6 protein-coding genes and 1 tRNA gene are annotated in these 7,590 nt (G+C 34.5%); 2 read left to right on the top strand and 5 right to left on the bottom strand.

Going from position 1 to position 7,590, the window contains the following annotated elements; translation table 11 throughout:
• Window positions 1-50: 50 nt before the first annotated feature.
• Together K9N40_12570 and K9N40_12565 are read left to right on the top strand one after the other, a co-directional pair.
• Window positions 51-137: transfer RNA gene (locus K9N40_12570), tRNA-Leu, on the top strand.
• Window positions 138-359: 222 nt separating this feature from the next.
• A complete protein-coding gene (locus K9N40_12565) occupies window positions 360-1,424 on the top strand; it encodes a tyrosine-type recombinase/integrase (protein ID MCF7815301.1) in 1,065 nt (354 codons plus the stop codon).
• Window positions 1,425-1,531: 107 nt separating this feature from the next.
• Here K9N40_12565 and K9N40_12560 read toward each other — a convergent pair whose 3' ends face one another.
• The 5 genes from K9N40_12560 to vsr all read right to left on the bottom strand — a co-directional run.
• Complete coding sequence (locus K9N40_12560; protein ID MCF7815300.1) at window positions 1,532-2,356, bottom strand: HNH endonuclease; 825 nt, start codon at window positions 2,354-2,356, stop codon at window positions 1,532-1,534.
• Window positions 2,353-3,957, bottom strand: a complete 1,605-nt coding sequence (locus K9N40_12555) for an ATP-binding protein (protein ID MCF7815299.1) — start codon at window positions 3,955-3,957, stop codon at window positions 2,353-2,355. The genes K9N40_12560 and K9N40_12555 overlap by 4 nt, the downstream gene beginning before the upstream one ends.
• A gap of 10 nt (window positions 3,958-3,967) precedes the next feature.
• On the bottom strand, window positions 3,968-4,387 hold the full coding sequence (locus K9N40_12550; protein MCF7815298.1) for a hypothetical protein: 420 nt from the start codon (window positions 4,385-4,387) through the stop codon (window positions 3,968-3,970).
• The gene (locus K9N40_12545; GenBank protein MCF7815297.1) at window positions 4,377-6,317 is read right to left on the bottom strand and encodes a DEAD/DEAH box helicase; all 1,941 of its coding nucleotides are present in this window, start codon (window positions 6,315-6,317) and stop codon (window positions 4,377-4,379) included. The genes K9N40_12550 and K9N40_12545 overlap by 11 nt, the downstream gene beginning before the upstream one ends.
• A gap of 136 nt (window positions 6,318-6,453) precedes the next feature.
• A partial coding sequence (vsr, locus tag K9N40_12540; GenBank protein ID MCF7815296.1) for a DNA mismatch endonuclease Vsr occupies window positions 6,454-7,590 on the bottom strand: 1,137 nt, incomplete at its 5' end.

Genomic DNA, 7,590 nt, shown 5'->3' with positions numbered 1-7,590 from the left:
CTTTCCGGGAGTTGACCAAGTTCGAAGAGTTGGATATTATTTCACGAAGTGCCGGAGTGGTGGAATTGGCAGACACAGGGGACTTAAAATCCCCCGGGCATAGTATGCCTGTACCGGTTCAAGTCCGGTCTCCGGCAATAATTATTTTATATAACTCCTTTCAAGGAAGGGAGTTATATTTTTTCACAGCTCTATATGTTACCAAAAGTGTTACCAAAACGCCTATTTACAAGATTTTCAACTGATAATATACTTATATTATGAAGAGTAAATATCGTTTTAGACATCCGAAAGGCAGAGTAATACAAGTAACATTTGCACACCTCCCAGGAAAATGGTTCTCTACTGGAACGCATGATATGAAACATGCTGTACTCTGGGCAGAGAATAAAATGCAGAAAGATTTAAAACGCAAGTCAATTAAACAAAAGATTACGCTTAATGAATTTGCCTCAGAATTCTTTACCTCGAAAGATCCGCACAATTTTAGACTTCGGAATGAGAAAAGGAACCGGAGATATTTTGATGATTATTATTACAGGCATCAAGGCAGACTGAATAACTATATTTTTCCTCAATTTGGTCAGTACCTCATGGAATCTATCAGTGATGTTATGATAGAAGACTGGCTTCTCACATTGAAAAGCTATCGAAATCCCGCTAAGGACCTTGCAGATGATTCAAAAAATAAGATTCTAGAATGCATGCGCATGGTATTTCAGGAAGCAAAGCGACAGGGATACATAACAAATAATCCAGCAAGGGAAGTGCAGCTTATCAATGTAGAAGGTGAGTCAAGAAAGACATTTTCAGAATTAGAACTATTTCAAATGTTTCCAAAAAATGAAGAAGAGTTGCTGAGAATCTGGCAGTCACGTATGTGGGCTGTTTATTTTCTTATTATGCGGGACACGGGATTCAGGCCAGGGGAAGTTGCTGGATTAACGCTTGGTTCATACAATCCTCAATACAAAGGGATTTATACAGAGCAGAGTATTCATCATGCAACTCGAAAAGTAATAAAGAGAATAAAAACTACCGGCAAAGGGAAAAACTACAAAGTCGGTCTGCTAACAAACCAAACAATAGAGCAGTTGAATAAGCTCATCGAAGAACAAGATATAAAAGACAGAGACGGGCTGTTGTTTTTATTAGAAGGGCGTCCATTGATCCCGGAAACTGCAAACAAACATCTCAAATTATCCTTACGAAGGACTGAAGTTAAACTGAATGGCAGAACTCAGTATTGTCTGCGACACGCTTTTGAAACTGCACTTGCAGGAAAAGTTGAAGAGAAGGTGCTATTGGAATTGATGGCTCATAAGAGTTTCAGAAAAGAGTATGACCATCGAACCCCAGAGGACCTTTTCAAACAACTACAACCGGCATGGGAAGTGATTGAAAAAAGGACGATGATGCAGTAGTTTACTGCTGTTTGGTATTTCAAGTAAAATAATAAAACAAATTTAAAAACGCATTTAGTTGTTTTATTAATTTTTTCTTATAGATAATGTATTGATATTTAGTTATGCTAGTTTTTGATAAGTTTTTTAATTTCCTCAGGAGTAAAAGCCGGTTTTCGTCGATGAAGCATTGAGTGACAATTCGGACATACAGGGATTAGATCTGTTCTTGGGTTTATACTATAACTATCACACATTTCTGATAATGGAACTATATGGTGAACCTCAATGAATCCTTCCCCAATAGATTTATATACTTTACCAAAATCAAAACCACAAATGCCACATTTTGTACCATGTACCTGCAAACAAGCTGCTCGATTAACTCTACTTCTTTCATATTTTCTATTGTAGGAGTATTGAATATCACCTTCTACTTCTCCTTCCCCAATATCTTGCTTTGTATTTTCTACGGGAAGTAAAGAGAAGACCATGCCAAAGAAACTTTGTATATATGGGAATATCTCATTAAAATTAAAAATACCATTTTGTTCAACCAGTATCCCAACTACTTTTAAACTGATGATAATGGTTTCCCAATTTGTTGGCCATGAATCCATATTTCTTAAATCATATTCAAGATCGTCAAATTTTATAGTACTATGAGCCATAGTAGAATTTGCTATAATCTTTTCTGTAAATATTAAAAAAGATTCTTTCTCTGATTTAATACTCTCATGCATAGCCTTAATAAAAGATTTTGCATAATTCCCTAATTGAAACTTGAAGTTTAATGATCTCCAGCCTAATTCAATTTTTATACTAAAAGATTTGATTTTTGGCAAATCTGCAGGAGTTATTATAAGTATATTGTCTTTTTTAATGTTACAATTTATCAATAAACCAAATTGTTCAGATAATTGTTTAGAGATAATAGAAGGAAATTCCATCATTCTCCTTCAACCTCTGGTTCTGGCAAGCCCTCAACCATCTTTCTTAGTAACCTAGAAACCTCAAACCTTAATTCTTCGAAGTACTGAAGAGTCTTTTCGTTTATCGTACCAAGTTCTGCTTCAATAAGTGCCCAGAGTAAGGAATCCAAACCTTGAACAATCACCTCTGAGCTAAGGTTTGGGACATAAACTTTGTGATAATATGGATGACCAACGTTTATTCTGACAGCATGGTGTCCATTAACAATAGCTGGTTCCCATAATAATCCATCATCCAATTCATCCTTTGTAACAACACAGATTTCTTCAGGATCTGTGGGTTCATCGATGCCGATGTTTAAAGTAACCGTACCAGTTTTATTTGTTACTGAGACCTTTCCGGTAGCCTTGTCAATTATTTTTATATTGGATCCTTTCAAATCTTCTTCTTGGCCCGAGATTGATTTATTCGAACTGGAGTGAGCACCTTTAGAACCCTCTGAAATCTGCTTTTTTATACCTTTTCTATAACGTTCGTTGGCAGCATTTCTTGGTGCTGGAATAAATTTATTTAATAGCCATTTATATAGATTTTCATCAAGGATTATCCTTGATTTTTTTATATCTACCTGGAAAGCTGAATCAGCCTTGTGTCCAAATGAAAATTCAACCCTCAATAGAGACAGGTGCGGTTCTTGTGAGAACATCCCCATCCAATCTGCTGGATGTATAAGTCGATTTTCCCTATAGACATAGACCCCTTGCATCTCATTTGACAGTCTTGCTTTCTTTGCTTCTTCATTCGATGAGAAATTATCTCTTCTGGGAAGAATATATGCCCTTACTTCAAAATGTGTTGATTCCCCGCTTCCGAGTTCAACAGGAAGAGTTTCTTCAGCTACAAGCTCTGTTTTAGGTTCTTTTTTGCAAAAGGGATCCCATGGTTCTATTGGTTCTCCATTTAGAAGAATTTCAATGTCTTGAGCCCTGTTATCGGAACTATCTAAAAACCTTTGGTAAATCATTGCAGCATGGTCTTGAAAAGACTTGATAATTTTTTGAAGAGCTTTCCTAGCATATGTCCCTGCTGGTTCAGAATATGAACGCATTATTCTATCTGTTCTATCCCAAATGACCAGTGTCCCAGAGGAGTCTTTACTTGTTTCATTAAATAGTTCAATTTCATACTCCTCTGGATCTCTGAGAAGCAACTCCCATTCAGCTGAATTAACAACATGATCCAAGTCCCAAGTAGCCTTGATTAATTCCATACCTAAATTGTTTCTGGTAATTACTGAAACAGATCTACAAAATGCCGTTGATGCAGTCTTTAATCCCAAGCCAAATTTCCCCAATCTTTTTGGATCTGGATTTCCAGTTGCTCCATATGTCATACCTTCCAAGAGGGCTTCCATATCCATACCACATCCATTATCAGCTACTGAAACTAAAATATCCCCATCAGTATCCATATTAATATTTATATTTATCAATGAAGCTCCTGCATCTATTGAATTATCAACAATATCAGATAATGCTGTATTAAAGTTATAACCAGTATCTCTTAATCCCTCAATCAATCGGGCTGGATTAGGGGGAAGGGTTTGTTTTGTCGGCTTCATTTTAGTCTCCTTAGATATTTACGATTTTCCATTTATTACTTAATTTTAATACTCCATCAACAGATAAGTTGGTTTTAAATTCGTGATCAATACTATAGAATCCTCTATGATCTATACTTAAAATAATCTTATCACCAGCTGATAAGTTATTTGATCTAATGTATTTTGTCATACCGGTCAACCGATATTCATTCCTTGTTCCTCCAAAGAATTTATTGTTATAGTAAATAAAAGAAAAAGTCCAAGATCTTCCCAAATTATCAGTAATAAAAAGTTTACAACGTGGGTTTTTCTGATTGGTGCTAAGTTGAGGGAAAAATGAATAAATTCTATTTTGCTTTGGAATTAACATACCTGCCTGATGACTACCATTCTCTCCAGTATCATTATAACTAAGGTTTTTCTCAATTCTGACTGGCTTATCTTTCATTTTTACTCTCCAATTTTATTGGACTTATCTCTAGAGATTTAAATATATCTGCTGCTTCGATTTCTGCTGATTCAGTTCCAACTATTGCAGCTTCGGCTACTAAGCGTTTTCTTTCCAATCTCTGATTTATAATTTCCTCAACAGTATTTGGATAAAACAATCTATGTACAGTAACCGGAAGTTCTTGCCCTCTTCTATAAGCTCTAGCTGTAGCTTGGTCTTCTATAGCGGGATTCCATTCCAAATTGTAATGAATAACATGATTTGCAGCTGTAATATTTAACCCTGTACCAGCAGCTCTTGGGTTTAGAACCAACACTCCTGATCCCTCAATTTGTGAAAAACTATCAACAATAGTTTGTCTATCAATTATGGATGTTCTTCCATCAATATATAAACATGGAATATTAATTCTTTCAGGTATGTCAGTTACAATTAAATCAATCATTTTTGAATAGGAAGTAAAAATAATCACTTTTTCTTGATTACTAACAATTTCTTCAAGAATTTCAATTAATCTTCTGTATTTAGAGTGCTTTAAAATTGGTGTTTCTTCAGAGCCTTTTAAAACGGCTGGATGTGTACAGAATTGGCGAAGTTTTATCAGTGATACAAGTGTTGCAGATGTCCCATAATATTTTTTAACTTCTTGTCTGAGATGTTCATATTCAATCATTTCATAATCATCAATATCGACAGGTTGTGGAATTATAATTTTCTTTGGTAGATCTTTCGCAACTGAAGCAACCTCTCTTCTGAGAATGAGAGGAGAAACGATCTTTTCTAAAATTGTTGCACTTGCTACATCATTCTCATATTTAGACTCGAATTCAGCTTTTGATCCAAGAATCTCTGGACAAGTAAAATTCATTATAGACCATAAATCATGAATTCTATTCTCAATAGGAGTTCCTGAGACGGCTATTCCAATTTTTTTCTTCAATGATTTAACTGCTTTTGATCTACTGGTATATGAGTTTTTTATTGCTTGAGCCTCATCAAGGATAATGTATTTCCAATTAAGCATTCCCAGCATTGATTGATCTCTAACTGCAGTATCATATGAAGTTATTATAACATCATATTTTTTTAGTTTTTTTGGAAAGCCGGTTCTTTGAGATCCTTGATGAATAAGGACAGTTATATTAGTGGAAAATTTTTTAAATTCTCTTTTCCAGTTTTCTAATAAAGTAGCTGGTGCAATTATTAAAGATATGCCACCCCAAGATTGTTTGTGGAATGTTAGAGAAGCTATTACCTGTAAAGTTTTCCCCAACCCCATTTCATCTGCCAATATACATCCCAGTCCTTCATTGGCCATGTTAATTAGCCAGGTTACTCCAATTTCTTGATATGGGTAAAGTATGGCTTTAAATCCAGCAGTTGCTAATGCATCTGAGTAAACGGAAAAAGGTGTTGATAGTGAATCATTTGTTTTACTTAAAGGGTCTAAATAATCAATTTCAATATTCTCAGAGTAAATTTTAATCAAATCCAAGGCTTGCTTAATTGAAATTTGTCCAAGTTTTTCTATATCACATTGCCTCATAAGAGTAATGAGTTCACTGGTTTCTTCTGGTATTAGGGGGAACCATTGAGCTGACAAAATTATCTGATCGCTGTTAAAAAATTGGTCATATTCATGGTAAATTGATTGATTATATAACATTATTATTAAGTATGGCTTTTGATTTGGTTTTGATGGCATATACAGTTTGAGTTTTATAGTCAAAGGAAATCTATTGATTTTTAATTGAGGTAGATCCGTTGATGGTTTTTTGTGTACTGGAATCCCTTCGAATTCTTGAATCCCTTTAAATTCTATTCTAGTTATGAGTTTTGAACTGATTTGTAAAATCTTATTGTTATGAGTAAATACAATCTGATTTTCATTAACTCTCCATTCTGTTATATCGGTTTGAGACTCCATTATTTAAATAAAACAGACAACGGTTTATTAGTCTGAAATAATTACTCCTTAATAGTTTTATGTATCCATCACCCTATATTTACTATGAAATATTCTAACACGGGTATAAAATAAAAAAAACAATTTATCACATTTTTTATATGGTATTTCTGATTTTTTCCACTTGATGATCTATATTTTTTTTAATTTCACATTCCCATATAACAAGTACTTTCCATCCCAGCGTGGTTAATTGCTTATTGATCTTTTTATCTCGTAATATTGTTTGATTAAATTTGTCCTCCCAAAATTCTGAATTATGTTTTGGAATATTGGGCTTACAAATAGGACACCTATGCCAAAAGCAACCATTAATAAATATAGCGATCTTATATTTGGTAAAACAAATGTCAGGTTTCCCTGGTAGTTTTTTATAATGGATTCGATATCCTTTTAATCCATGTTTAAATAAAGCTTTTCTCAAAAGTAATTCAGGTTTGGTGTTCTTACCCCGATTGGATTGCATAGTTCTTCTGATAGCATCACTGGATGCTTTGGGTTTTATGACTTTTTTTTTAATATTGGGATTAGTCTTATTCTTTAAAACATGAGGAAGCATAATCCTTGCCACCTCAAAGATTACAGGGACAACCACACTGTTTCCAAATTGTTTATATGCTTGATTATCACTAACAGGGATTTTAAAATCAGGTGGAAAACCCATCAGTCTTGCACATTCTCTTGGAGTTAATCTTCTAGGACATTTATCATCCCCTTGTGAAACAAGAATTTCTGCTCCATCCTTATAGTATCTTGCAGATAGGGTACGGGCAGTTGCATTTTCTGTGACCAGACCATAGCCAAATCCATTTCCGGCATTTTTGTGTTTCTCCGCATAAGCCTGCAAATAATCCCATAGCTTTTTTGATAAAGTATATTTGGGGTTGACGAGTCCTATTTCCCCAAGAGTATAGGGTTCTTCCGATTTCTCTGTGCCATTCTGGGGGTGAAGAATTGTTTTCAAGGTCTTGGTACCTTTTGGGGGTAGATCAAGATCTTCCCATGTGAAATCTGTCTCATCTTTAAAACCAACAATAATGATTCTTTCCCTATGTTGTGGGACAAAATGCTTCCCATCAATTACTTTTGTGTGAATTTCATATTTTAATTCATTTTCCAGTGTTTCACGAATGACCCTGAATGTATTTCCTTTATCATGTGACATCAAATTCTTTACATTTTCTAGTAAAGACGCTTTTGGTTTTTTCTCAGCTATGATTCTTGCAATATCAAA

This window comes from Candidatus Cloacimonadota bacterium, from assembly GCA_021734245.1.
Taxonomy (GTDB): domain Bacteria; phylum Cloacimonadota; class Cloacimonadia; order Cloacimonadales; family TCS61; genus B137-G9.
Note: the sequence above shows the minus strand (reverse complement) of the source record. Positions and strands in the feature narration are given on the sequence as shown.